Annotated in this window: 16 protein-coding genes and 1 tRNA gene; 10 read left to right on the forward strand and 7 right to left on the reverse strand. The window is 57.7% G+C overall.

The window, feature by feature from the left end:
* Window positions 1–39 precede the first annotated feature (39 nt).
* From secF to queA, 5 genes are all read right to left on the reverse strand, one after another.
* Window positions 40–948 carry a protein translocase subunit SecF gene (gene secF / locus JH15_RS09070; protein ID WP_043529580.1) on the reverse strand — a complete coding sequence of 303 codons (909 nt, stop codon included), beginning with the start codon at window positions 946–948 and terminating at the stop codon, window positions 40–42.
* A gap of 12 nt (window positions 949–960) precedes the next feature.
* Window positions 961–2811, reverse strand: coding sequence for a protein translocase subunit SecD (gene secD, locus JH15_RS09075; protein ID WP_043529583.1), 1851 nt, complete (start codon window positions 2809–2811; stop codon window positions 961–963).
* Between the two features lie 110 nt (window positions 2812–2921).
* Window positions 2922–3251 carry a preprotein translocase subunit YajC gene (gene yajC, locus JH15_RS09080; RefSeq protein WP_043529585.1) on the reverse strand — a complete coding sequence of 110 codons (330 nt, stop codon included), beginning with the start codon at window positions 3249–3251 and terminating at the stop codon, window positions 2922–2924.
* Window positions 3252–3302: 51 nt separating this feature from the next.
* Window positions 3303–4424: a tRNA guanosine(34) transglycosylase Tgt gene (gene tgt, locus JH15_RS09085; RefSeq protein WP_479691126.1), complete on the reverse strand. Its 1122-nt coding sequence runs from the start codon at window positions 4422–4424 to the stop codon at window positions 3303–3305.
* Between the two features lie 49 nt (window positions 4425–4473).
* Window positions 4474–5508 carry a tRNA preQ1(34) S-adenosylmethionine ribosyltransferase-isomerase QueA gene (gene queA, locus JH15_RS09090; RefSeq protein ID WP_043529589.1) on the reverse strand — a complete coding sequence of 345 codons (1035 nt, stop codon included), beginning with the start codon at window positions 5506–5508 and terminating at the stop codon, window positions 4474–4476.
* Between the two features lie 150 nt (window positions 5509–5658).
* On the opposite strand from queA, the gene JH15_RS09095 reads away from it, so the two are divergent.
* The 6 genes from JH15_RS09095 to JH15_RS17505 all read left to right on the forward strand — a co-directional run bounded on the left by JH15_RS09095 (window position 5659) and on the right by JH15_RS17505 (window position 10991).
* A tRNA-Leu gene (locus JH15_RS09095) sits at window positions 5659–5745 on the forward strand.
* Window positions 5746–5844: 99 nt separating this feature from the next.
* Complete coding sequence (locus JH15_RS09100) at window positions 5845–7125, forward strand: tyrosine-type recombinase/integrase (protein ID WP_043529592.1); 1281 nt, start codon at window positions 5845–5847, stop codon at window positions 7123–7125.
* A 92-nt stretch (window positions 7126–7217) separates the two neighbouring features.
* Entirely contained in the window at window positions 7218–7805 is a 588-nt protein-coding gene (locus JH15_RS09105) for a hypothetical protein (protein WP_043529594.1), read from the forward strand.
* 92 nt (window positions 7806–7897) lie between these two features.
* Complete coding sequence (locus JH15_RS18605; protein WP_081948956.1) at window positions 7898–8122, forward strand: helix-turn-helix transcriptional regulator; 225 nt, start codon at window positions 7898–7900, stop codon at window positions 8120–8122.
* A complete protein-coding gene (locus tag JH15_RS18215; protein WP_197053298.1) occupies window positions 8122–8313 on the forward strand; it encodes a hypothetical protein in 192 nt (63 codons plus the stop codon). The genes JH15_RS18605 and JH15_RS18215 overlap by 1 nt, the downstream gene beginning before the upstream one ends.
* A complete protein-coding gene (locus JH15_RS17505) occupies window positions 8310–10991 on the forward strand; it encodes a VapE domain-containing protein (protein ID WP_052383998.1) in 2682 nt (893 codons plus the stop codon). The genes JH15_RS18215 and JH15_RS17505 overlap by 4 nt, the downstream gene beginning before the upstream one ends.
* A 420-nt stretch (window positions 10992–11411) precedes the next feature.
* Here the strand turns inward: JH15_RS17505 and JH15_RS17510 are convergent, their stop codons facing one another.
* The gene (locus JH15_RS17510) at window positions 11412–13163 is read right to left on the reverse strand and encodes an NUDIX hydrolase (RefSeq protein WP_081948957.1); all 1752 of its coding nucleotides are present in this window, start codon (window positions 13161–13163) and stop codon (window positions 11412–11414) included.
* 458 nt (window positions 13164–13621) lie between these two features.
* On the opposite strand from JH15_RS17510, the gene JH15_RS09125 reads away from it, so the two are divergent.
* The 3 genes from JH15_RS09125 to JH15_RS09135 all read left to right on the forward strand — a co-directional run bounded on the left by JH15_RS09125 (window position 13622) and on the right by JH15_RS09135 (window position 20233).
* A complete protein-coding gene (locus tag JH15_RS09125) occupies window positions 13622–15799 on the forward strand; it encodes a type I restriction-modification system subunit M (protein ID WP_043529596.1) in 2178 nt (725 codons plus the stop codon).
* Between the two features lie 100 nt (window positions 15800–15899).
* On the forward strand, window positions 15900–17168 hold the full coding sequence (locus JH15_RS17785; protein WP_081948958.1) for a restriction endonuclease subunit S: 1269 nt from the start codon (window positions 15900–15902) through the stop codon (window positions 17166–17168).
* Window positions 17168–20233, forward strand: coding sequence for a type I restriction endonuclease subunit R (locus JH15_RS09135; protein WP_043529599.1), 3066 nt, complete (start codon window positions 17168–17170; stop codon window positions 20231–20233). Before JH15_RS17785 ends, JH15_RS09135 begins: the two co-directional genes overlap by 1 nt.
* A 425-nt stretch (window positions 20234–20658) precedes the next feature.
* Here the strand turns inward: JH15_RS09135 and JH15_RS18610 are convergent, their stop codons facing one another.
* Window positions 20659–20748, reverse strand: a complete 90-nt coding sequence (locus JH15_RS18610; protein ID WP_081948959.1) for a tyrosine-type recombinase/integrase — start codon at window positions 20746–20748, stop codon at window positions 20659–20661.
* Window positions 20749–21991: 1243 nt separating this feature from the next.
* Between JH15_RS18610 and JH15_RS17525 the strand changes: the two genes are divergently transcribed.
* Entirely contained in the window at window positions 21992–25999 is a 4008-nt protein-coding gene (locus JH15_RS17525; RefSeq protein ID WP_052384002.1) for an EAL domain-containing protein, read from the forward strand.
* Window position 26000: the final 1 nt, after the last annotated feature.

A 26000-nucleotide genomic window follows, 5' to 3' on the forward strand; every position in this document is an offset into this window, starting at 1 on the left:
CTGCGGGGGCGGTTTTGGTTACGGCGTGCCGAGTTCCAGTCAGGGCAGCTCTTCGGCTTCGGGGTCTTCCTTCTGGGCCGGAATCAGATCCTGGCGCTGGAGTTTCAGCGTGAGCAGCAACGCCGAAGCCACATAAATCGACGAGAACGTCCCCACGCCGACGCCGACCAGCAGGGCCAGGGCGAAGCCTTCGATCATGTCGCCGCCAAGGGTGAGCAGGGCCAGCAGGACCAGCAAGGTGGTACCCGAGGTGGCCAACGTCCGGGCCAGCGTCATGTTGATGGCATCGTTGAAGATCTGTGTCATGTCGTCGATCCGGGATTTGCGGATATTTTCTCGAATCCGGTCGTAGACCACGATGGTATCGTTCAACGAGTAGCCGATGACCGCCAGCAGCGCGGCCAGTACGGTGAGATCGAACTCGATCTGGAACAGCGAGAACACCCCGAGAGTGATGATCACGTCATGAACCAAGGCCAGCAGGGCGCCGAGAGCGAACTTGTACTGGAAGCGGAAGGCCACGTAGACCATCACGATCCCCAGGGCGACCAGCATGCCCAGGCCACTGCGGTCACGCAGCTGCTCGCCCACCTGAGCGCCGACGAATTCGGCGCGCACCAGGTTGACACGGTCTCCACTCTCGCTGAGTAGTCCCACGACCTGCTCGCCCACATTGTCGTCGTAGGCCTGTTGCAGGCGGATCAGGACTTCGTTGGCAGCCCCGAACGTCTGCACCGAGATATCCCGGAAACCGGCATTTTCAAGCAGCTGACGTACCGAGTCCAGGGAGGGCGCCACGGCATAGCGAACCTCCACCAGCGTGCCCCCCGTGAAGTCCAGGCCCAGGTTGAGTTGCTGAACCGCCAAGGCAATTATCGAGACCAGCACCATGACGGCTGAAGCGATGAAAGCCAGGCGGCGCTTGCCCATGAAGTCGAACTGTCGCATCGCGAGGCTCCTTTAGATCCAGAGTTTCTTCACCGGCTTGCCACCGTAGACCAGATTGACGATGGCACGGGTGACGAGCAGGGCGGTGAACATGGAAGTGAGGATCCCGAGTGACAGTGTCACCGCAAAGCCCTTGACCGGTCCGGTACCGATCGAGAACAGGATCAACGCCACCAGCAGGGTGGTGATATTGGCGTCGACGATCGACGTGAAGGCACGCTCGTAGCCGGCGTGGATGGCTTGCTGGACTGACATTCCGGCACGCAACTCCTCGCGTATTCGCTCGTAGATCAACACGTTGGCATCGACCGCCATGCCCAGGGTAAGCACGATACCGGCGATCCCCGGCAGGGTCAGCGTGGCACCCAGCATCGACATGGCTGCAATCAGCAGCGTCAGGTTGATGGCCAGGCCGATATTGGCGATCAGGCCGAATACCTTGTAGCGCACCAACATGAACAGCACGACCAGCAGCAGGCCGATCTGAACCGACAATACGCCGCGGTCGATGTTGTCCTGACCGAGGCTCGGGCCGATGGTGCGTTCCTGCACGAAGTAGATCGGTGCAGCCAACGAGCCTGAGCGCAGTAGCAACGAGAGCTCTGCCGCTTCGGTGGGCGAATCCAGACCGGTAATGCGGAAACTGTTGCCCAGCGCGCTCTGGATGGTAGCCAGGCTGATGATGCCGCGCTCGGTGTAGGGTTCGCGCTCGATGATCTCTTCGCCGTTCTCGATCACGACACGGTCGCGGGTCTTGTGCTCGATGAACAGAACGGCCATGTTGCGCCCGATATTGGTGCGCGTGGCGCGGTTCATCAGCGTGCCGCCGGTACCATCGAGATTGATGTTGACCTGGGGACGGCCATTCTCGTCAAAGCTGCGGCTGGCGCTGGAAACGCTGTCACCGGTAATGATCACGTCGCGCATCAGCGTGGCACTGCGGGCTTCGTTATTGCGGAACTCGAAAGACTCGGTCTCGATATCCGGCGTATCCGGGCGCGCCTCGAGGCGGAACTCCAGGTTGGCGGTCGCCCCGACGACCCGCTTGGCGGCGGCGGTATCCTGCACACCGGGGAGTTCGACCACAATGCGGTTGGGTCCCTGGCGTTGCACCATCGGCTCGGCCACCCCCAGCTCATCGACCCGGTTGCGCAGGGTGGTCAGGTTCTGGTTGATGGCGTAATCCTGAATCTCGTTGACCGTCTGCTCGGTCATGGTCATCGCCAGCGAGGCGCCACGCCCTTCGTCGAGATTCTCATATTCGAAGTCGGGAAAATCCGTTGCAATGATTCGACGTGCTGCGTTGCGGTCCTCCTCGCTGGTGAACTGCAGTGTCAGCGTGCGCCCTTCGATGTCGGTACCGCGATAACGGATACGCTCACTGCGCAGCATTTCACGCATGGCACTGGCGTTGACCTCGAGCCGTTGCTCCAGTGCCGCATCCATGTCCACTTCGAGCAGGAAATGAACGCCGCCGCGCAGATCCAGCCCCAGCGTCATGGGTGAGGCGGAAAGACTCTCGAGCCAGCCGGGAGTCGATTCGGCGAGGTTGAGGGCGACCACCACGTCATCGCCCACCATGTCGGCGATGATGTCGCGGGCGCTGAGCTGGTCTTCGGCGTCGGCAAGGCGAATCAGGACGCCGCTCGAATCGATCTCGCCTCGGGTGACCTCGATCCCGGCCTCGCTCAGCGCGCTTGTAAACTGCTGAAGCTGACGCTCATCGAGCGAGACATCGCCGCGGGTGCTGCTGATCTGCACGGCGGGGTCTTCGGGATAGAGGTTGGGAAGGGAATAGATCAAGCCGACGGCGAGGACGACGAGTATCAGCAGGTATTTCCACAGGGGATATCGGTTGAGCATGCAAGCCCTGCCTTTAGCTAGCGTGACGAAGTCGCGGGCGCGTTACGTGTCGGACCACGCACGACGGGAGGGTTCGCACCCTCCCGTCGTCGGGCCGCACAGGGGAGAGGTTAGATGGACTTGAGGGTGCCCTTGGGCAGAACCGCCGCCACGGCATTCTTCTGAACATTGACCTCGGTGCCTTCGGCGATTTCCATGGTCAGGAACTCATCGCCCACCTTGGTGACCCGGCCGAGCATGCCGCCGCCGATCACGATCTCGTCCCCTTTGGACAAGCCGCTGACCAACTGCTTGTGCTGCTTGGCGCGTTTGGCCTGCGGACGCCACAACAGGAAATAGAAGATCAGCACGAAACCGACCAGCATGACGATCTGCGCTATGCCGCCGCCTGCGGGTGCGCCGCCTTCGGCCAGCGCCGGTGAAATGAAGAAGTCCAGCATCGGGTAGTATCTCCAGCATCAGATAGGGAAACGTTACACAGCGTCGCCTGGCTAGGCGGTGGGTGCGGGGGGCACCGGCAAGCCACGTTGCGTGTAGAACCATTCAACGAAGTTCGCCAATGTACCCGCTTCAATAGCACCGCGCAAACCGGCCATTACACGCTGATAATGCCTCAGGTTATGGATGGTATTGAGCATCGAGCCGAGCATCTCACCGCAACGGTCCAGATGATGGAGGTAGCCACGCGAGAAGTGCTGACAGGTGTAGCAATCGCAGTCTGCTTCCAGGGGCCGTGTATCGTTACGGTGCTTGGCGTTGCGGATCTTGACCGTGCCTTCGAAGGTGAATAGATGGCCGTTCCTGGCATTGCGGGTCGGCATCACGCAATCGAACATATCAATTCCGCGGCGCACCCCTTCCACCAGGTCCTCGGGCTTGCCTACGCCCATCAGGTAGCGGGGGAGTTCATCCGGCATCCAGGTGGGCAAATAGTCGAGTACCTCGATCATCTCGTGCTTGGGTTCACCCACCGACAGCCCGCCGATGGCCAGGCCGTCGAAGCCGATCTCCATGAGCCCCTCGAGCGAACGCTTTCGCAGGTCGGCATGCATGCCGCCCTGGATGATACCGAACAGCGCCGAGGCGGAATCGCCATGGGCGCTACGCGAGCGCTTGGCCCAGCGCAGCGAGAGTTCCATCGAGGTCTTGGCTTCATCGAAGGTGGCCGGGTAGGGCGTGCATTCGTCGAAGATCATCACCACGTCGGAGCCCAGCGAACGCTGTACGGCCATCGACTCTTCGGGTCCCATGAAGACCTTGGCGCCATCCACCGGCGAGCGGAAGTGCACGCCCTCTTCGGTGATCTTGCGCATGGCGCCCAGCGAAAAGACCTGGAAGCCGCCGGAGTCGGTCAGGATCGGCTTGTGCCACTGCGAGAAGTCATGCAGGTCGCCGTGTTCCTCGATGACTTCGGTGCCCGGGCGCAGCCATAGGTGGAAGGTGTTGCCGAGAATGATCTCGGCGCCGATCTCCTCCACCGAGGCGGGGGTCATGCCCTTGACGGTGCCGTAGGTACCCACGGGCATGAAAGCCGGCGTTTCCACCGTGCCCCGTGGGAAATGTAGCCGGCCGCGTCGGGCACGCCCGTCGCTGGCCAGGCGTTCGAAATTCATGAAACATTCGTTGCGCATGGGTCTCTCGATCGATTACCGCCCGGGACGCTCAGTCCGGCCGGCGGGTCAAAAACATGGCGTCGCCGTAGCTGAAGAAGCGGTAGCCCTCTTCGACAGCGGCGTGATAGGCGCGCATGACGGTGTCGTAACCGGCAAAGGAAGCGACCAGCATGAGCAGGGTCGACTCGGGCAGGTGGAAGTTGGTCACCAGAGCATCGACGCAACGCCATTCATAGCCGGGGTAGATGAAGATGTCCGTTTCGCCGCGATAGGGCGCGATCTCGCCATCGGCGCGACTGGCCGTTTCCAGGCACCGCACGCTGGTCGTGCCCACGGCAATCACGCGACGCCCGGCCGCTTTCGCCGCGCGGACCTGCTCGCATACGCCTTCGTCGACTTCCAGCCATTCGCTGTGCATGGTGTGCTCGCGAATGTCGTCGGCGCGCACGGGCTGGAAGGTACCGGCGCCCACGTGCAACGTGACGTAGGCGTGTTCGACACCCTTGGCAGCCAGCGCATCGAGCAGTGGCTGATCGAAGTGCAGGCCGGCGGTGGGTGCGGCAACCGCCCCTTCGCGTCGTGCATAGACGGTCTGGTAGCGCTCGCGATCCGTCAGCTCATCGTCGCGGGTGATGTAGGGGGGCAGTGGCATATGCCCATGGCGCTCGAGCAGTTCGACCAGGGGGGTTTCGCCCAGGAAGCGCAGCTCGAACAACGCATCGCGGCGACCCTCGACCACCGCGTGAATATCGCCCTCGAAGATCAGCTCGGTTCCCGGCTTGGGCGACTTGCTCGAGCGCAGGTGGGCCAGGCCGCGATGGGCATCGAGCGGTCGTTCGAGCAGCATCTCGATGCGCCCGCCGCTGGCCTTGTGGCCATGCAGGCGCGCCGGGATGACCCGGGTATCATTGAAGACAAGCAGGTCGCCCGGGTCGAGCATCTCCAGCAGGTCGGGGAACCGCCGGTGGGCAAGCTCGCCACTGAGCCCGTCGACACACAGCAAACGACAGTCGCTGCGCTTTTCTGAGGGGTAACGGGCGATCAGCTCCTCGGGGAGCGTGTAATGGAAGTCGGCGCGCTGCATCGGCGAAACGGGTCTCGGTACGGCTCTTGGCTGGAATCGGCGTGCGCAGTGCTCTCGGCACGCGCAGGGCGCCTAGGATACCGATTTCATGGACTAAAGTCAGTCCGAACGATTGACCTGCCGGTCGGGCTACGTATAATGCAACGCGCTGCCGGTGTGGCGGAATTGGTAGACGCAGCGGATTCAAAATCCGCCGCTAGCGATAGCGTGTCGGTTCGAGTCCGACCACCGGCACCATTCCAATCAAGTAGTTAGCTGTTTCTCTTGTGGCTTCGTGTGGCATAAACTAGCATCCAATAACACAACTAATGTTGGTAAGGATGTTGGTAAGCGGCTATGCCTAAGAAAGCCCGTCCCCTATCTGCCCTTGAAGTGAAGCGCCTCACCACCCCTGGCTTTCATGCCGTGGGCGATGTTGCCGGCTTGCTATTGCGTGTCGATAAAACCGGCGCACGTTCCTGGATCTTGCGTTACTCCACTGGCGAGACTCGCCTGGCTCAAAGTGGCAAGCCATATAAAGTACGCCGTGACCATGGCTTAGGCGGCTACCCTGATACTTCGCTTGCACTAGCGCGCGACAAGGCACGCAAGGTCCGTGAGATGCTGGATCAAGGCATCGATCCTTTGGCAGAGCGAAAGGCCGCCAAGCAAGCGCGTTTGGCTGCTGAGCTGGCGCGCCTGACTTTCAAGGAGGCAGCTGAGGCCGTTATCAGGATGAAGCAGGCCGAGGCCAGCAACCTGAAGCATGCCCAGCAATGGCGGCAAAGCCTGGAGGCGTACGCCTTACCAATCTTGGGTTCTATGAGCGTGGCCGATATTGGTTTGGTCCATGTTAAGCAAGCCCTTGAGCCCGTATGGACCACCAAGCCCACTACCGCCGCCCGCGTGCGCCAGCGCATCGAGTCTGTGTTGGCATGGGCGACTGCTCACGGGCACCGCACCGGCCCCAACCCGGCTACGTGGAAAGGTAATCTTGATGCAGTGCTACCGGCGCCAACCAAGATAAAGAAGAAAGCCCACCACCGCGCCATGCCCATCGATGCCATGTCCGATTTCTGGGCGCGGCTGCAGATGCGTGACGACATACCGGCCAAGGCTCTAGCCTTCACCATCCTGACCGGCTGCCGGTCTGGTGAGGTGCTGGGCGCTCGCTGGGAAGAGATAGACCTCGTCGGGGCGACCTGGACAATACCGCCGGAGAGAATGAAAGGACGCCGGGAGCATCGTATACCGCTGGCGCCTGCTGCCGTTGATCTGCTGCATTCGCTGCCCCAAGGCGAGGAGGGACTGGTATTCACCCGCGACGAGGGCCGCAAACTATCTGACCGGGCGATGACTGACCTGCTGGACGCCATGGGCGAGAAGGAGCGGGCGACAGTCCACGGCATGAGATCCACCTTCCGCGATTGGATGGCAGAGCGCACCGCCACTCCGCATGATGTCGCTGAGATGGCGTTAGGCCACGCGATTACTAACCAAGCAGAGGCCGCTTATCGACGCGGCGACCTGCTGGCCAAGCGCGCCCGCGTTATGAAGCAATGGGCCGCCTTCTTGGCCACCCCCGCCAGCGCCAGCACTAAGAAAGTAACGGCGATCCGCAAGGCAGCTACTGATTGACCGATTTATCCGGCAGGGAGCACACCCGAGCGCAGCGACTCCATCACGCCCGCGGGTCAGTATTTCTATTGAGTGTCACTGAGGAGTAAGGCATGGCCATAACCCCTTGGGGTGTTCCCCGATATTTCAGCTTGTCTGAAGCTGCGTATTTGATGGCAGGCGTGGAACTTTGGACTGTTGAAGCCGACTTTGTCCCCCTTAAGGAAGAGCAAACAGCCAAAGAATGCAAAATAATGCTCTTTGAGGCCGCTAGGCGAGGGGAGGTTGAACCTTTCTTTGATGAAGTACCGGAAGAGGATTGGCGACTGCACCCCATTGATGAGGTGCGGCTTACCTTCGAGCGCGCGGAAATCTACCGTTGGCTGCGAGAATTAGGCTATGCCGATAATGATATAAATGAGGATCTACGTGTCCCGAGGAAGCCACAATCGCAGGCAGAGCAGCAAGACAAGCCGATAAATGCTCGCCGCCGGCAAACTTACCTGAAGCTGATAGAAGGGCTGGCGCTTGAGGTACTGGGTGGTGAGATACCGGCAGAGCCCTACAAAGCCGCCGCCGTGCTACAAGCTGTTCTGGCGCGCCACGCGCTGAAGCTGGACGATGAGCCAATAGCTAAGATAGTGAAGGAGATTCAAGCCGCCCGGGAGGAGCGCAACAGCGATCCGTTTGATGCGACATAGGCCTATTACGGACAGTAGTTATCCGATATAGGACTACCGGCCAAACCGCCACGTCATGCTGCCTGTGAATCCTCAATGCAAGGCAGTACCACATGACAGTTTCTACTTCCCCCACCAATACGAACAGCCAAGGCGCCAGTATTGCTTGGCTGTCCGTCAAACACTTACGCCATCGCTTTGGCGTACACGATGCCACCATCTGGCGCTGGGTCCGTGAGGGCCGCTTTCCTCGGCCAGTAAAACTAGCCGGCAATATTACCCGTTGGTCCCTTTGTGACGTCGAGAGCTGGGAGCAAGCTCAGCGGAGGGCATCGTAATGGAAGTGTTTTCCCACTACATCTGCGCGCCTTACCACCTTCCGACAATTCTCAGCAGGCGCGAGTTGGCAGGCCATGAAAATCGACCTCTGGCCTGCCTTCCTGCCAATGCGCTGATGTCGCCTTACACCCTAAAGCAGCTCGACGCCATTTTCATGGCCTGTCTAGGAAGAAGGAGGGCGGCGGTATGATGACGGCTGACAGCATCATCGATAAGTTTCGTGCCGCCATGCGTCAGCAAGGTATTAATGTATGCGAGCAGATCATCGCCGACGGAAAAATCCACCGTTACCACGTGGAAGGCGACAGGAAAGGGTCGCGCAATGCCTGGGCGATTTTGTATATCGATGACAAGCCGGCCGGCAGCTTTGGCTGTGCCAAGCGCCACGGCATCGACGCGAAGTTTTCCTGGTCGGCCAAGCGCCCGGCCAAGCCGCTGTCCCGCGAGGAGCGCCAGGCGTGGCACGAGAAGATGCAGCAGCAGCAGGCCGAAAAGGCCGCGCTCGAGGCGGCACGACACGCCGCCGCGGCAGCACGCGCCCGGGATATCTGGGACAACGCCCACCCGGTGGACGCGCACCCCTATCTGGCGAAGAAGGGCATCGGCGCGCATGGTGCCCGCCTGGGTGTCTGGGAACTCATCAACGAAAATAGCGGCGTCGTCAGCCAGGTGACCGACAACGCTCTGCTGATCCCCATCAGCAAGCTGGGCGTGGGCGTGGTGTCGCTGCAGGCCATCTTCCCGGATGCCAACAACTTCCTAGAGCGCGACCGCGACTATCTCAAGGGCGGCGAAAAGAAGGGCTGCTATTTCGGTATCGGCACGCCCAGGCTGCACGATGAACGAAAGGTATTCATCGTCTGCGAAGGCTTCGCCACCGGCGCGGCTATCCATGAGGCGACCGGGCATTGCGTGATCGTGGCGTTCGACACCAGCAACCTGGCCACCATCGCCACGGCCATGCGCCAGCGCCAGCCCGAGGCCATCATCGTGCTGGCGGCCGACAACGACCAGTGGACCACCCGTCCGGTCGCCAACCCGGGCGTGCACTACGCGCGCGCCGCGGCGACCATCGTCAAGGGCCGTCTGGCGATCCCGCCGTTCGACGCCAGTGAAGGTGAAGCCCAGTCCGATGGCCAAGTGAAGGGGCCGACCGACTTCGACGATCTGCGCCGGCTGCGTGGTGACGACGCGGTCAAAGCCGTGCTGGAGGCCTGTCTTAATGATTCACAGGGCCCCGACACGCCGCCTGCATCGCCGGCGGTATCCATGGGGGCCCAGATGGCGGAGCAGGGTACAGCGGGACAGGTTGGGGACGGTAGCCTGCTCAACCAAGGTACGTTGCGACTGCCCACCGATATAGGGGTGATTCCCCTGGGGACCACCGGTTATTACTACGGTTTCTGGCGTCGTAGTACTGGGCGTGTTGAGTTGATTCGCCAGCAGGATATCCTGCATGAGGCTCAACTGCTGCGACTGGCCGACCGCACTCTCTGGGAGCAGTGGTGCCTAAATGGGCCGGGAAAACTTGATCGCAGCTATATCGGCAACCACCTGGCGCAGGTCTGCCAGCATCTGGGAGAAATTAGTATTTCCCGGGTTCCCTCAGACCTGGCGAACGCCGAGGAAGCTAGACTTGCGCTGTCGATAGCCTGGCTAACTACGTCCCCCTCGGCAGGGCACTTGGTGGAGGTATTGCGCCTTCATCCTGATTGGCGCGACGTTGGAGTGTGGCGGAACCTGCTATCGACCGAGATTCACTGTGATCATGCCCCGCCGTGGGGTGGTGAGGCCGGTGTCTGGGGCGATGATCACGACAGGCAGCTTAGCGCCTGGGTTGCACAGCAGTTGGGTATTTCGGTCAGCGCCCGCCTTGCGGGGGAAGCGATCGAAGGGGTGGCTAATCAGGCTCCACGCCACCCGGTGCGTGACTATCTGGAAAGCCTGACGTGGGATGGGACGCCGCGCCTGGATACTTGGCTGACCGACTGTGCTGGGGTGGAGGCCACCCCGTATAGCCAGGCCGTCGGCGCCAGGACACTGATTGCAGCCGTAGCGCGGGCCATAAAGCCCGGCTGCAAGGTCGATACCATGCTGGTCTTAGAAGGCCCCCAAGGGCTCAAAAAGTCCTCGCTGATTGCCGCTCTGGTGCCCGATGAACGCTGGTTAGCCGAAGACCTGGGCGCCGACATTGGCGACAAGGATGCGCTGCAGGCCCTGCGTGGTAAGTGGATCATTGAACTGGCGGAAATGGCCAACATGGCGCGCTCCCAGGTGCGCAAAGTCAAGCAGTTCCTTTCCAGTCGTGTGGACCGTTATCGGCCATCCTATGGGCGTTGCACCAAAGACTTCCCACGCCAGGCGATCTTCATCGGTACCATCAACCCGGAAGGGGGTGGCGGCTACCTGAGCGACCCCACCGGCGGGCGTCGTTTCTGGCCAGTGGTGTGTGTGCGTGTCGATATAGAGCGGATGCAGACCGAGCGAGAACAACTGTGGGCCGAGGCCGTGGCGCGATATCGGCAAGGGGAGCCTTGGTGGCTGGACAGTGCCACCGAAGCTGTAGCCCGTGAGGAGCAGGCGGCCCGTCAAATCGAAAATCCCTGGGAGGAGCGGGTTTGCCAGTTTATCGATGAGCTGCCTCCGACCAGAGCGGGGGGCTGCTGGGGAGGGCGCCGCGCAGTCTCGCTGACAGAGACTACGACAGCGGAGGTATTCCAGGCCTTCGAGGGGCGTCTGGCCGGTGATCGAGATATGCGTGACTTGAAACGTATCAAAGCTGCTTTTGTTGGCCTCGGCTGGGCGCAAGGGAAGCAGACGCTAGCAAGCGGCCGCCGAGTCAAATGCTGGCGAGCCCCGTCACCCTAACGCCACATGATCGTCACACAGCCCGGCTTCGTGCCGGGCTTTTTGCTTTCCAGGGCCCGAGGCGTTCTACGTAGGACAGAAGCGTTCCGCCGCTAGCCTGCACCACCACTGGCTTGGCCCGGGTGGAACGGGTGGAACCCCTGATCTAAAAACTTTTTCTCTATAGGAAGCAGGTTATAGGGAAAGGGATATAGAAGGACGGTCTCATGCATATAGTAGGGTGAGAAGTGTAGCGATCAGGCGTTCCATGCGGGACAGGCTTGCCAGCCCGCAGGAGACGTAGCTTCCAGTAGGAACGGGTGTGTCCCGGGTGGAACGCCTTCAGTGCATCAAGCGACTGACCCTAGCTTTCCCATCACAAAAAAGGGGCCATTTTGTTCGGCGCAGTCTATTGTCAGATCTCCACAGTTCCCTAGTGTGTCACTCGCTCTCTAACCCTTGATCCTCAACCAGCCCCCGAAAGTAGGCTGTGTGCATTTCGACGTCTTCTGCCATCTCTCGGATCTGTTTCTCGAACCACTCGGCGGATATCGCCTGCTCGGGTTTGAAGATGCATTGGAAGTGCAGGTTGGCGGCTTCAGCGCACGCCTCCAATACACCCATAACAACCACGTTCAGCGGCGGCACGTCCTCCCACTCGGTAAATTGATCTTGGTGGTAGTAGACCTGGCGCAGATAGGCAGGCATTTGCTCTAGGTGCCAGGCGGGTAGTATGGCGTAGCATTGATGTTCCCCTGCGAAGATCGCCGTGGCCCAGCGCACCTCCACCCGCTGTCGATAGTGCGCTTCAGCTTCGCTGATCTCGCCGCGCCACCAGGCGCACCACGCCGCCCAGGTCGCCGCCTGCATTTCACTCAGCACCCGCTCCACCACGCCCGGGGCGTTTAGCCAAGTCTGTCCCTGGGCTTCGGCCTGGCCCTGGGCGTTCACGGCAGCGAGGGTATGCCAGGGTGGGGTAGTGGAGCTGAGGTAGGGAGTGGACTGGTAAGTAGCGCACCGGGGCGAGCCGGCCTCGCTACTGGAGTAAGTTTCTTCTCGTGATGCCTTGGCCTCTCTTATTTCCCTTGTCTCTCGCATCTCGTCTTGATCCACCCGACAGTCACCACGGAGCGCACAGGCCTCGGGTACTGGGCAGAAAGGGCACAGTGGCAGTGTCTGAATATCGAGACTGGCGGGCACATCGAGCAGCACGTCAAGCGCATGCGCAATGATGGGTGCCTCTGGATTGTCCTGGCTCCGCCATGCTGCCAGAAAGGGTCTCTTCGCCCCACTGTAACGCGCTAGCACGCGACGACAGCCTGGGCTATGCCCAGGGCCTAACGCCGCCGACAGGCCTTCCAGTAGCGAGGGAAGGCTCGCTAGCTCAGTGTCGGGCTCGGGGTCAAAGCTCCGGTAAACTTCACTCGGCGAGAATGCCTGGCCGTCGTGGATGATAGTTAATATTGCGACACGCTCGCGCTGGTCTAACGGTAGGTGCTCAGGCAAGCCCGTGGACATGTTTGTCGGGCTGGCGTGATGCTCGGAGCTATCTTCTGTATCATCTGCCAGTTGCTGAATAGCATCTAGAAGCGGCTTATCGTTCGGATGGTGCAGGACCTCAGCCAGATGCTTTCTGGGCACCAGGCTCACCGCCTGGCTCTCCCAGCCCATGGCAGCCGGGGTGCCGCCGATCCGCCGGGCCGTGAAATAGCGTGTCGTGCTGGTCGAGCGCGGCACGTCGGAAAGCCAGCCGGTCAAAGTGATTGCCAAGCCAGCCTCCTCGAACGTCTCCTTGATAGCGGTCTGTTCAAGGCTTAGCCCAGGCTCCTGCTTGCCTTTGGGAAAGGTCGCCTTGTAGCCGCCAAAGGCGTTGCTTGGGTGGATAACCCATACCCGGCCGTCGGGCTCCAGCACCACTGCCCCTGCCGCCGGCGACTTGCCTGAGGCGAGCTTAAGCTGAGGTGCTTGGATCGGTGTGTCGGATGCGGTTTTCCACAGCGCTTCAAGGGCATTCTCAGCTTCTCGCCAATGCTCAAGCGCCAGCCCGTTCAGTTCATCTGGTAGTGGCCCGTCCGGCACCACTCTGGCGATAGTCGTGGGGTCATCCCAGCATGACAACGACGTCGCTGTAGAAGGGGTTTTCAGGACGACCGGTTTTCCGGCATCGTTGTGTCGCGGATGGATCTTAGACATGGCACGGCCTCAGCAGGGTAACCAGCCATGCTAGCCGGGGTCGGGCAATATCTCCATTGGGTCAATGGCTTGACTAGGCCAAGGTCAAACTGGTGCCCTCAACTTTGCTCGGCGCAATAGCCCAAAATTTGCCTTTTCCCCAGCCTGGCCGGGCAACTCCATGCCTACTCCATGTGGCTTGCCCGGCGATGCATAGAGGCGTAGGCATCGGCTTCTGTATCGAGCCGGCCCCCTCACTACGCTTTGTTGGGTATGATACTCCTCGTCGACGGAATCATAACCAAGAACGCAGGGGCGTATCAGTGAACACTGAAAGGCACCCTCTGCCACCTTGCTAAGGCTGCAGCCAACCAGGCGAGAAGGCGTCAGAAGCTCCTGCCCCTGCTTCTAGACGACCCAGCCGCTGTGGCTTAGCGCTCACATACCAAATTCAGCATGACGCCAAGGATGTTTTTCGAATGAACTTGCAGGTGCATGACCAACTAAAAGGCCACATTTGGGAAATCGCTAACCGGCTTCGAGGTCCCTATCGACCTCCGCAGTATCGCCTGGTCATGCTGCCCATTGTGGTGCTACGTCGCCTGGATTGTGTGCTGGAGCCCACCAAAGACAAGGTGCTCAAGCAATACGAAAAGCTGACTGCCCAGGGTATGCCGGAAAGCGCGATGGAGAAGTTGCTTGGCAGGGCAGCGGACCCAAGTCGCAAGAACCCACTCTACAACACCAGTCCATTCACCTTTCAGCGACTGCTAGGTGATCCGGAGAATATCGCATCCAACTTGGTAGCCTATATCAACGGTTTTTCGCCTACCGCTCGCGCCATCTTCGAGCGTTTTAAATTTAATGACCAAATAGAAACCCTGGAAGCTAGCAACCGCCTTTTCACAATCGTCAAAGCTATGGCGGCAGTTGATCTACATCCAGAACGTATCAGCAACCTGCAGATGGGATATTTATTCGAATATCTCATAATGCGCTTTAACGAGCAGAATAACCAAGAGGCCGGAGATCACTTCACTCCTCGTGAGGTCGTCCGTCTGATGGCCAACCTCGTCTACACTGGCGAGCAGGATGTATATACACCGGGCATCTTCCGCACGATTTATGACCCGGCCTGCGGCACCGGCGGTATGTTGTCGGAATCCGAGAAATTCATCCTCGACCAGAACGACCAGGCCAACCTTGCCCTGTTCGGGCAGGAGTATAATGACGAATCCTGGGCCATATGCTGTTCGGACATGCTGATCAAGGATGAGGACACAAGCAGCATCGTTCTCGGCGACACTTTGGGCGATGGCAAGACCCGTGATGGTTTCGAGGGCAAGAAATTCCATTACATGCTGGCCAACCCTCCCTTTGGCGTAGAGTGGAAAGATCAAAAGAATGTCGTCGAGAAGGAGCATAAGGAGATGGGCTTTGCCGGGCGATTTGGCGCCGGGCTGCCCGCCATTGACGACGGCTCGCTGCTGTTCCTTCAGCATATGATCTCCAAGATGCATCCTTATAAAGATGGGGATGAAAACGCTGCCGGCTCAAAGATAGCTATCGTGTTTAACGGCTCACCATTGTTTTCTGGCCACACAGGCAAGGGAAGCTCAAGTATTCGCCGATGGATCATCGAAAATGATTGGCTCGACACCATCGTAGCGCTACCCAACCAGCTATTCTACAACACCGATATTTTCACCTATGTCTGGCTGGTAACCAACCGCAAGGCTCCCGAGCGGCGCGGCAAAATACAACTCATCGACGGCACACTCTTTTTCCAGCGTATGAAGAGGAGCCTAAATAAAAAGCGCAACGAAATTACGGAAGACCAGATCCGCGAACTCACTCGCCTTTACGGTAATTATCAAGATGGCGAGACGGCCGAGGTGGAAATTAACGGCATCTCCGAGACCCGCGTAGTCTCAAAGATTTTCGAGAATCGTGAGTTCGGTTTTCTCAAGGTAACGGTGGAACGGCCCCTGCGCATGAGCTTCGAGGCTACTCCGGAGCGCATTGCCCGGCTGGATGAGCAGACCGTCTTTGCCAATCTGGCTACTTCCAAAAAGCGCAAGAATGAAGCCGCCGCTGAGCGGGAAATCGAAGAAGGCCGTCAACTGCAGTCATCTATTCGCACCGTTCTGGCGACACTGACCGATAACGGCCAGTACAACGATCGCGCTATCTTCGACGCCGATCTGAGCACTGCTGCTAAGAAGGCGGGGATGAAACTTCCGGCGCCCATCAAAAAGGCTATTTTCAGCGCGCTTGGCGAGCGTGACCCTGACGCAGAAATTTGTCGTGACAGCAAAGGCAGACCAGAGCCGGACAGCGAATTGCGCGACACGGAAAACATTCCGTTGCCGGCGGGCACCCGGCTGCCCTTGCCCATGCAAATGGGGCCAGACAAGCCCAATGACGAACTGATAGAAACCTTTAGAGGCGATATCGATACTTACATGACTAGCGAAGTGCTGCCGCATGTGCGCGACGCCTGGGTGGACTACAGCAAAACCAAGGTAGGCTATGAAATCCCCATTAACCGGCATTTCTTTGTCTACAAGCCACCGCGTCCGCTAGATAAGATCGAGGCAGAGATTAACGAGCTGGAAGGTGAGATCGCTGGACTTTTGAAGGGGTTGTTGTCATGAGCAATGATGAAAAATTACAGCTGGGCGAGCAGGTAGCCGTAAGAAGTAAAAATAAAAGGGTTAAAAGCAAGCGCGGCGCGAAAAAGAGCGAAGGCGATTTATGAGTTTCTTTTCCTATAGTGACGAATTGCCAGCGTGGATCGGCACCCCGCCAGAAAGCTGGGGAAAGAATTGGCTTAAGTGGAGCGTTTCACTATCTACCGAGCGGCCAAATGAACAAGAGCAGAGCGATCTGCCCTACCTTTCCAATGAGGATATCGAATCTTGGACAGGAAAATTGTTAAGAGATGAGCTTGAGTCTTCGGAGTCTGATAGCCGCAAGTTCAAGGCCGGCGACGTGTTATTCAACAAATTGCGTCCCTATCTTGCTAAGGCCTTTCATGCTGATTTTAGCGGTGTCAGCTCAGGCGAACTACTGTGCTTGCGTTCGTCCAGCCGGGTAGTCCCTCGCTATCTTTTCTATTTAGTTACTTCGAAAGGCTTCATCGATGCGGTTGACGCTGAAACGTTTGGCTCAAAAATGCCTCGCGCCGATTGGGAGATCGTTGGTCATCAGCCATTGCCTTTACCACCCTTAGATACCCAACATCGCATCGCGCAGTTTCTAGATGAAAAAATAGACCGCATCGACGGTCTGATTGAGAAAAAACGCGCCTTGCTGAATCGCTTGGCCGAAAAGCGTCAGGCTCTTATCACTCGAGCAGTCACAAAGGGCCTGAATCCCGACGCCCCCATGAGACCTTCTGAAATTGACTGGCTGGGGGATATTCCGGCGCATTGGGAGATCAAGCAGATAAAGCATAGCTGTCGGATACTTAGGGGTAAGTTCTCGCATAGACCGAGAAATGCGCCTCATCTTTATAATGGCGAATATCCATTTATTCAAACAGGAGACGTTGCTCGAGCTGATAAATACGTAGAAAGCTACGCTCAAACACTCAGTGAAGAGGGCTATGCTGTTTCAAAAGAGTTTCCCGAAGATACTCTTTGCATGGCTATTGCTGCAAATGTTGGAGATGTGGCCATTCTTCGCTTTAAAGCTTGCTTTCCGGATTCTGTTGTTGGCTTTGTGCCTGGCCCCTCGACAGAATTAGATTACCTCTACTTTCTTTTTGCTGCATGCGTAAAGCAGTTTGAGAAAGTCTCTGTGACTAATACTCAGGCCAATCTAAATATAGACCGGATTGGTGGATTAATGATACCGATTCCACCCCCTAATGAGCAGGCGGAAATATCTTCGCTCCTTAATGGCGAGGACGAAGAAATTCGTCAAATTTCTGCCGAAATCAACCGATCGATTAACCTACTCGTAGAATATCGCGCTACGCTCATCGCCGCTGCCACCACTGGCCAACTGGAGGTCGACTGATGTCCGGTCACACAGAGCCCGATTTTGAAACCGCGATTGAAGCAGGCCTGATCAGCGCGGGCGGTTATGAAAAGCGAGAAGCGACTTCCTATGATGAGGCGCTGGCGTTATGCCCCGAGGACGTGACTAACTTTTTGAAAGACAGCCAGGCCGCTAAATGGGGGCAGTTGGAAGCGCTGCTTGGTGATAAGACCCAGTCCACATTGCTTGACAACCTCGTCAAGGAACTCGCGATCAAGGGGACGTTGCATGTGCTGCGCTATGGCTTCAAGTGTTACGGCAAGACCTTCCGGCTGGCCCACTTTCGTCCCAATTCCGGCATGAACCCGGAGGCGGCGGCGGCCTACGCCAAAAATCGCCTGACCATTACGCGGCAGGTGGCCTTTACCTCGGTGATGAAAAGTGCGAACGGCAAGAACCGCCGCTGCATTATTGATGTAACCCTGAGCCTGAATGGCCTCCCGGTAGCCACTGTTGAGTTGAAAAACCCACTTACGGGACAACGGGCTGCGGATGCAGTCACGCAGTACAAGCAGGATCGCGATGAGCGCGACTTGCTGTTCAGCTTCAAAAAGCGTGCGCTGGTGCATTTTGCCGTGGACCCGGACGAAATATGGATGACTACATGCCTTAAGGGCAAGGATACGGTATTCCTGCCTTTCAACCGCGGACACAAGCATGGCGCAGGCAACCCGCCCGTGGAGAACAATTGGAAGACTCACTATCTCTGGGATGAGGTGCTGGAAAAGAATAGCTTGATGGATATCCTGCAGCGCTTTATGCACCTGGAGGTGAAGGAGCGGCAGGTCAAGACCGAAAAAGGCGTGCGCACCATTCGCAAGGAAACCATGATTTTTCCGCGCTATCACCAGCTTGACGCAGTGCGCAAGCTGGTGGGCCATGCGCAAGCCAACGGCTCCGGGCATAACTATTTGGTGCAGCACTCGGCTGGGTCGGGTAAATCCAATTCTATTGCCTGGCTAGCGCATCGCCTGGCTAGCCTGCATGATGCCGAGGATCAAAAGGTCTTCCATTCGGTGGTAGTGGTCACTGACCGCCGCGTGTTGGACCAGCAATTGCAGAACACTATCTACCAGTTCGAGCATAAGACCGGGGTGGTGGAAAAGATCGACGAGAATACGCAGCAGCTCGCCCAGGCCTTGTCCAGCGGAACGCCAATCATCATCACCACCTTGCAGAAATTCCCCTTCATCTCTCAGGCGCTATCCACGCTGGAGAAGAAGGGGGAAAGCGTGAACATCAGCACCGTAGGCAAGCGCTTTGCAGTTATTGTGGACGAGGCGCACTCGTCGCAGAGCGGCGAGACGGCCACCGAGCTACGGGGGATGCTCAACAAAGATGGCATCGAGGCGGCGATTGCCGCTCAGTTGTCCGATGAAGAAGACGACGCGCTATCCGATGAGGCCAAGGCGGCCATTCTCCGTGATTCCCTAAAGCGAGCACGTCAGCCGAACCTGAGTTTCTTTGCTTTTACCGCCACTCCTAAGTTCAAGACCAAAGCTTTGTTCGATGAGCCAGGCCCTTCCGGCACGTCACCTTTTCACGAGTACTCCATGCGGCAAGCTATTGAAGAACGCTTCATCATGGACGTGTTGCAGAACTACACCACATACAAACGCTTCTTTGGCCTGATCAAGCAGGTGGAGAATGATCCGGAGGTGCCTCGAAAGAAGGCGGCCAAGGCTTTGAGCCGTTATCTAGAATTGCACCCGGTCAACATTGATCAAGTAGTGTCGGTGATTGTCGAGCACTTCCGGTTGTATGTGACGAGCGAAATGGGCGGGCGCGCTAAGGCCATGGTGGTCACCGGTTCGCGACTGGCCGCGGTGAAGTATAAGTTAGCATTCGATCAATATATCAAGGATAACGGCTATAGCGGTATCCGCTCATTGGTCGCCTTTTCGGGCAGTGTGGAAGACCCCGAAGACCCCGGCTCGGCCTACACCGAAGTGGCGATGAATGACGGCTTGGCGGAAAGAGAACTGCCCGAAGCCTTTGAGCGTGACGATTACCGAGTTCTTTTGGTGGCGGAGAAGTACCAAACGGGTTTTGATCAGCCGCTGTTGCAAACCATGTATGTGGTTAAGCGATTGGCTGGTATACAGGCGGTACAAACACTGTCACGACTCAATCGCATGGCGCCGGGCAAGGCCCGCACTTTTGTGCTGGATTTTGCCAACGAGGAAGACGACATCTATCAAGCTTTCAAGCCCTACTACGAGGCAACACCGGTCGGTGAGAATGCCGATCCGCATCAACTGTCCGAATTGCAGCACAAGCTGTTGGCATGGGCGATCTTTGCGCCTGATGATATAAATGCCTTTGCGGAAGTTTGGTATCGCGGCAAACGTGATCACTCAGCCTCGGATCACAGGGTGATGAACGCTGTACTCGACGCGGTTGTCGTCCGCTTCTGTGAGCGAGAGGAGGCAGAGCAGGAGGAGTTTCGCGGACAGCTGACCGCCTATCGCAACCTTTATGCATTCCTATCGCAGATCATTCCCTATCAGGATAGCGAACTGGAAAAATTCTACGCTTTCGTGCGCAACCTGTTTGCCAAGCTGCCACCGTCGGGTGATGGCCAGGTGTTCGCCCTGGATGACGAGGTGGCTCTGCGCTATTTCCGCCTGCAACAGATGACGGAAGGCTCCATCGACTTGGGCACAGGCGAAGCCTGCCCCCTCAAGGGGCCTACCGATGTAGGGACTAGCGGCGTAAGGGATGAAGCCGTCGCGCTGTCATCGCTGGTTGAAAAGCTCAATGAACGCTTCGGCACGGACTTTACCGAAGCCGATCAGCTGTTCTTCGACCAGATCAGCGCCAGCGCGGAAGAAAATGAAAAAATCGTTGAAGCCGCAAAAGCGAACAACCTGCCCAACTTTTCAGCATTCTTGGAACGTATGCTCGATGAGCTGTTCATCGACCGTATGGAAAACAATGAAGATATCTTTTCCCGTGTAATGACGGATAAGGAGTTTCGTTCGGCTGCGCATGAACATCTAGCGGAAGAAATTTTCAAGCGTGTACGAAGAGGTAAGGGCTGATTAGGCCCTGAGCCATGCGTGATCAACTTTGAGAGAAATGTAAGAAGTATTCACATTCTTGTCTGGCGTCTCTTTTGCGCTTTGTCATAGCAGCGGGAAAGGGTTGCCAGCCATTGGCGCATACTGACGCGGCGAGTAGCATCCAAGCGCATGCCTAGATGTTGGTAAGGTTGTTGGTTATTTTGAAAAATTCTACCTAAGTTGTTGATTAATAAATAAGCGCTGCGGATTCAAAATCCGCCGCTAGCGATAGCGTGTCGGTTCGAGTCCGACCACCGGCACCATTTCCCGATTAGTATCTTCGCTTCAATCCCCCTCTCGTTTTAACCTCGTTTAATGCTTGGTCGCAGAAGGCGGCACTCAGGCTTTCAACCTAGCCTAGTTTTCGTTCAGGTTGGCATAAAATATATGAGCGTAGCGGCACGTCACGTAAGGCTTGAATGACCCAGCAAATCCCTCACCGTCGTCATGCTTCCTCCGGCTTGAGCCAGCAGACTCGCGTAGCTGTGCCGCAAATCATGAAAACATGGTTACTGAGTCTGTCAGGAAGACGGATTCTTCCCTTGCTTATGTACGCTCCTCCCTGTGTATCATGGCTGCCCTTCGAACTCCGGCCCTACCCGACGCCGACGCTACGGCCAGAAGATTCTACTTGCAGGCGGTCTGGCCTAGGTCAGTTTACCCTTTGGCGGATCATTACGGTGTGAAGATAAAGCTTCCCTCCGTCTCTCCCCAGCCCCGCACGGACCTTGCTTGGGAGGGCTATCAGTTTGCTCGAGACCACAACAAGGACAACGATCGGCTGCTCTAGGCGTTCTTTAAGGAGAGCAGGATATCGGTGATATTGTTGTTTTGACCAACCTGGCTGGGGAGGTCGGTCCCAATACGGGCGGACTCAGACAGGCGCTTTACAGCGAAGTTGCCGCGATCTCCACATAAGGGCACTAAAGTCCGCGTTGGGTAACCAGGTCGATTCGGTGCCGATGATAATCATCGGCCACCAGCGATTCGCTGGGGTGCAGTCCAAGGAGGTGCTGCTCAAGGCGCTGCTTGCTGAAGCAGGTAAAAAAGGACTTGGACGATGCCAAAGCCCATTAAAGTGTATATCACATCGGATTTTCTTTGTTCGTGGTGCTATCTGGGCGTAGCTCGCCTGCAGACGGCGGTGCAGTCGCTCCGGATGGAAACGAGGTTGAGCTTGAGTAGCTACCTTATAAACTCAACCCCGATATGCCCTCGCAAGGCGTGGATCGCAGGCCTATCGCACGGAATTTGGCTGGAAGCGCTCGTTGTGCATGGATACGCAATGGCTGCGCTAGGCGTGGGGGAGGGGCATGACTACAACTTTCCCACTATCACCCAAGCAGCTAATACTCGGCTGGCTGACCGCCTGACCCAGCTCGCTCAGCTTAAACCAAGGCGACGGCGAGGCTCGTCTGGTGGTACTGTGTTAGCCGCGATAATGGTGACATTCACGCAAGTTTTACTGGGTTAGGCCTATAGATAGAAGGCCTATGCCATCTTTGTCAAAATTAGATCTAATTTATTTTATGCGCGCTTATGGCTTTGGCATGTTTTTATAAATATAACGTTAGGACCAAAAGTTATCAGGTAAAACGACACGCTTTAAGACGAGAGAAAAAGCTATGCTCCCCATGAGTGCATCAGGGTCAAAGGGTGCGACGATAGCTATTTTCTCATTGCCCTATATTTGTTCACGAATTGTAACATATCCAAGGACTGGCCAGAGGGCGCCCAATGCTTGTTGAACATGAGCATGGCGCCGGGCTACTGGCCATAGTGGGTATCTGGGTTTCGGTGGAAGACCAAGAGTCGCTATCTAATTTCATATGTGACCTGGATCCGGCACTGCCCTGCGCCTTTGTCATTCAGCAGCATTCAACAGCTGGCGATAGCTTGCAGTGTGATGATTTATCCGATGGGACTTCGCTGAAGGTACGCCTGCTCAATGATGGAGATCGGCCCCAACCAGGCACTTTGTTGTTGGCGCCGGCCAATGCCGGTGTGACGTTCTACGCTGGGCAGCTGCGCCTGACCCCTGGGAAATCAGAGGACGCGTACTCCTGGGCGCATGACTTCCTTCGCTCACTAGCGTCGGATGCCGGCCAAAGGGCTATCGGTGTGCTTCTTTCGGAAGCCGGCCCCCGGATCAACGCCACGTTGCATGCCCTCAGGGCTGCCGGTGGGTTCGCCATGATCAAGTTGGCCACCGCCCTTCATGACAATGGCTTGAGCGTAGCCATCGAAGCGGAAAACGCCGGTTTTATACACGAGCCCAGTGACATGGCGCGCCTATTGGCGCGTTTAGGGTATCTCTCTGAGTATGACATGAATGAACATGGTGCGGCGACCAGGCAACTGCTCGAGATGATACGCACCCAATGCCTGATCGATTTTTCTAACCATGAGCCCACTGCCGTGGCCAGGCGATTACACCGGCGCATGGCGGCCAGTGGCGTCAGTAGTCATGCTCAGTACCTGGCGCTCGTCGAGAGCCGACCGGAAGAGCTGAACTTACTGGTACAGGATCTACTGGTCTCGGCCACCACCTTCTTCCGCGACCCGGCTACCTTTGAGGCCCTGTTGCCCCATGTTCTGGAAATATTTCAGCGCTGCCTGAAGCAGGGGCGGGGGGCGAGAATTTGGGTGGCGGGCTGTGCCACCGGCGAGGAAGCCTATTCCATCGCCATGTTGTTCGATGAAGTATGGGGCAACACTTGGAAACCCCCCAGTATTCAAATATTTGCTACAGATATTGATGATCATGCATTGGCCATTGCTAGGCGCGGCTTCTATTCCTCTGAAGCCTTAAAAGGTCTCGCACCGGAGCGTGTGCAACGTTATTTCCAGCGTGGCGAGGGAGGCTACGAGGTCGGCAAGCGCCTGGGTGACATGGTTATCTTCACCCGCCACCAACTGATCAGTGACCCCCCCTTCAGGCGTATGGATGTGGTTGCCTGCCGCAACGTGCTGATCCATTTCGATGCCGCTCTTCAGGCTCGTGTGCTCAAGCGGTTTCACTTCGCCCTGCAGAAGCAAGGGGTACTGGTTCTCGGCGGCAGTGAAAGCGTTGGCCAGTCTGATGCCTTGTTCATGCCACTGAATCGATCACAGCGCATATTCCGCAAGCGGGAAGAATCAGTCTCGGTTGCGCAGACAGACCGACCCCAGCGATTGCAGGAAACACCACGCCTGCCCGCTCCTGAGAAAACCGTCCCTTATGCTAGCAGGGATAGAGTGACGTCCACCCAGGAGCTCGAAGCGACCAACCAGGCGTTGCAGTCCTCCAATGTAGCGCTAGTCAGTCTCAACGAGGAACTCAACGCCAGGTCCAGCGCGCTTCACCAGCTCAATGAGGAGTATACCCACCTCTACGATGCCCTGGATTTTCCCATCCTGGTTTTCGATGCCGAGCACCATCTCCTCCGATTCAATGCCGCAGCGGGGCGCCTCTTCGATCTACGTGCTACGGCGATCCAGCAGCCCTTCAATCGTTTGGACTTGCCTGGCATGCTGGTCGAACTCGAAAGTTATCTAGCCCGGGCCACGGTGCATGGCGAGCCTGAAGAGGCTGTGCTCAAGACCGAGGGGCAGGTGCAACAGCTGAAGGTCACGCCGGGCACCAATGCTCAGGACAAAGTGGTGCGGCTGGTGGTCACGCTGGTGGATGTGACCGAAGTCAGCCGGACACAATCGGCACTCGAAGCCTCCCGCTCTCAGCTCGATACCCTGATGGAAAACACCACCCTCCTTTTGGCCATGAAAGACCTTAGTGGCAAGTATCTTTTCGCCAATACGAGCTTTCTCGAGGCGTTCGGGCTCAGCAAGGCGGACATCCATGGCCGCAGCGACTTTGAGCTGTTTCCCAGCACCTTCGCCGGTGACATTTGGGGCTGTGATCTTGAGGCCCTGCGTGGCCAGAAGGTGATTGCCGCGGAGCACCTCCTGCCCGGTGAGCCGCCGCGCGTCTTCCGCACCGTCCACCAGGTGTTGCGCCATAGAGATGGTCAGCCCAACGTAATCATCACCGAGGCCGAGGACATTACCCTGCGCAAGCAGGCCGAGGGCCAGCTGCGCATCGCTGCCAAGGTCTTTGAGCACGCAGGGGAAGCGATTGTGGTGACTGACGGTAGTTCGTGCATCCAGTCAGTCAACAATGCCTTCACTCGTATCACAGGCTATTCCCCGGAGGAGGCCTTGGGGCGTAACCTCGGTCAGCTGCTCAAGTCGGGAGAGACGGAGCAATCATTTTATGAAGCTATGTGGAAGTCGCTCGATAGCTGCGGTTTCTGGCAGGGCGAGATCTGGAATAAGCGCAAGGATGGCGAGCTCTATCCCGAGTGGCTGACCATTAACCGTATCGAGGGTGGAGAAGAAGAGGACTCTGCCAATTACGTGGCGGTGTTCGCCGACATCTCGAGCCTCAAGGAGTCTCAGCGCCAGGCTGAATACCTCGCTACCCACGATGCCTTGACCGGTCTGCCCAACCGCACTCTTTTTCATGATCGCCTCGACCTGGCCATGGCTCAGGCACGACGTCATGCTGCCATGGTAGGGCTAATGTTCATTGACCTGGACAACTTCAAGTCGATCAACGATACCCTGGGACACGACATGGGCGACCAGTTGCTCGTGCAGGTGGCCGAGCGGTTGCGCAGCAACCTGCGCGACCTGGATACGGTAGCCCGCCTGGGCGGTGACGAATTCACTCTCATTCTTACCGATGCCAAGCTTGATACCGCTGAGCATCTCGCCCATCGCATCGTTGAGATGCTAGCGCGGCCCTTCCAGGTAAGGGATCACTCTCTGTTCGTCTCCTCCAGTATTGGGCTGGCCTTCTTCCCTGACGATGGTGATGATGCCTCGGCTCTGATCAAGGCGGCGGATACCGCCATGTACCGAGCCAAGGAGAAAGGTCGAAATCGCTTCGAATTGTTCAAGCCTGAATTGCAGCAGCGCTTGGTACAGCAGGCCCGGCTGACCAGCGCCATGCGCGAGGGGCTTCGGCAAGAACGCTTCCGTTTGATGTTTCAGCCCAAGTATGACACCGCCGAGCCGCCACGCATTGTGGGCGTCGAGGCGTTGCTGCGCTGGAACGATCCGGAACTCGGCGAAGTGAGTCCGGCACAATTCATCCCCGCCGCTGAGGCAACGGGCCTGATCCAGGTCATCGACCGTTATGTTGTCCAGCTTGCAGTTCAATATATCTCCGGCTGGCTGGCTCAGGGGCTCGCCGTCGTTCCGGTCGCTATGAATATCTCGGCGTACAGCTTTCAGGAGGAGAGCTTCACGGGCTATCTCTTCGAGCGTCTGAAGCGTTATGGCGTTTCACACGAGTTGATTCAGGTCGAGATCACCGAAAGCACCCTGGTGGAGCGCACCAGCGCGGCTTTGGGAAATATCGAGAAACTGCGAGAGGCGGGCATCCTGTTGTCCATCGACGACTTCGGGACGGGCTACTCATCCTTGAGTTACCTCAAGCGCCTGCCCCTGGCAGAGCTCAAGATCGATAAGAGCTTCGTTGATGGCCTGGGTGGGCCAGACCGCAACGACGAGGCCATTGCTCAGGCGATACTCGGCATGGCGGCAGCCCTGGGCATACGCACCGTGGCCGAGGGTGTCGAGACCCCTGCTCAACAGGCCTGGTTACGCGAGCATGGCTGCGACTACCTGCAAGGCTATCTATTATCACGGCCCCTGGAGGCTGAGGACTTCTCAAGCTACCTGCTCAAGACGAGAAATTGAA

Origin of the sequence: Litchfieldella xinjiangensis (assembly GCF_000759345.1) — a bacterium.
GTDB classification, from domain to species: domain Bacteria; phylum Pseudomonadota; class Gammaproteobacteria; order Pseudomonadales; family Halomonadaceae; genus Litchfieldella_A; species Litchfieldella_A xinjiangensis.

What these genes read in the sequence shown, in the direction of transcription:
- secF (WP_043529580.1), bottom strand. Translation starts at nt 948, where the DNA reads ATGCGACAGTTCGACTTCATGGGCAAGCGCCGCCTGGCTTTCATCGCT.
- secD (WP_043529583.1), bottom strand. Translation starts at nt 2,811, where the DNA reads ATGCTCAACCGATATCCCCTGTGGAAATACCTGCTGATACTCGTCGTC.
- yajC (WP_043529585.1), bottom strand. Translation starts at nt 3,251, where the DNA reads ATGCTGGACTTCTTCATTTCACCGGCGCTGGCCGAAGGCGGCGCACCC.
- tgt (WP_479691126.1), bottom strand. Translation starts at nt 4,424, where the DNA reads ATGAATTTCGAACGCCTGGCCAGCGACGGGCGTGCCCGACGCGGCCGG.
- queA (WP_043529589.1), bottom strand. Translation starts at nt 5,508, where the DNA reads ATGCAGCGCGCCGACTTCCATTACACGCTCCCCGAGGAGCTGATCGCC.
- JH15_RS09100 (WP_043529592.1), top strand. Translation starts at nt 5,845, where the DNA reads ATGCCTAAGAAAGCCCGTCCCCTATCTGCCCTTGAAGTGAAGCGCCTC.
- JH15_RS09105 (WP_043529594.1), top strand. Translation starts at nt 7,218, where the DNA reads ATGGCCATAACCCCTTGGGGTGTTCCCCGATATTTCAGCTTGTCTGAA.
- JH15_RS18605 (WP_081948956.1), top strand. Translation starts at nt 7,898, where the DNA reads ATGACAGTTTCTACTTCCCCCACCAATACGAACAGCCAAGGCGCCAGT.
- JH15_RS18215 (WP_197053298.1), top strand. Translation starts at nt 8,122, where the DNA reads ATGGAAGTGTTTTCCCACTACATCTGCGCGCCTTACCACCTTCCGACA.
- JH15_RS17505 (WP_052383998.1), top strand. Translation starts at nt 8,310, where the DNA reads ATGATGACGGCTGACAGCATCATCGATAAGTTTCGTGCCGCCATGCGT.
- JH15_RS17510 (WP_081948957.1), bottom strand. Translation starts at nt 13,163, where the DNA reads ATGTCTAAGATCCATCCGCGACACAACGATGCCGGAAAACCGGTCGTC.
- JH15_RS09125 (WP_043529596.1), top strand. Translation starts at nt 13,622, where the DNA reads ATGAACTTGCAGGTGCATGACCAACTAAAAGGCCACATTTGGGAAATC.
- JH15_RS17785 (WP_081948958.1), top strand. Translation starts at nt 15,900, where the DNA reads ATGAGTTTCTTTTCCTATAGTGACGAATTGCCAGCGTGGATCGGCACC.
- JH15_RS09135 (WP_043529599.1), top strand. Translation starts at nt 17,168, where the DNA reads ATGTCCGGTCACACAGAGCCCGATTTTGAAACCGCGATTGAAGCAGGC.
- JH15_RS17525 (WP_052384002.1), top strand. Translation starts at nt 21,992, where the DNA reads ATGCTTGTTGAACATGAGCATGGCGCCGGGCTACTGGCCATAGTGGGT.